Source organism: Serratia sp. MMO-28 (assembly GCF_037199905.1).
Lineage (GTDB): Bacteria > Pseudomonadota > Gammaproteobacteria > Enterobacterales > Enterobacteriaceae > Chania > Chania oryzae.
Window position 1 is genome coordinate 1 of the sequence record NZ_JBBCVB010000102.1, and the last position, 333, is coordinate 333.

Below are 333 nucleotides of genomic sequence, written 5' to 3' on the forward strand. Positions count from 1 at the left end.
GTCACTTAACCTCACAACCCGAAGGTGTCTTTCGACCACATTCGCGTTGCAAACATTTGAGAGACTCTCTGACAGGGTCATCCTTACCCCAATACATCTACGGAGGGATAAGTTTCTGCTGTCAGGTTTCAATTTTCAGCTTGTTCCAGATTGTTAAAGAGCAATATCTCAAGCCTGACTCGCAAGTCAGCTTTGAGATATGGTGTATCCGCAGATACCGAAACCGCCGCTTTCACCGGGATGGTCGCAAGCAGTTGGCGTCCCCTAGGGGATTCGAACCCCTGTTACCGCCGTGAAAGGGCGGTGTCCTAGGCCTCTAGACGAAGGGGACAC

General features: G+C 51.1%; 1 tRNA gene. It reads right to left on the reverse strand.

What is annotated here, in order from left to right:
- Positions 1–255: 255 nt before the first annotated feature.
- A tRNA-Glu gene (locus WG891_RS26725) sits at positions 256–331 on the reverse strand.
- Between the last annotated feature and the right edge of the window lie 2 nt (positions 332–333).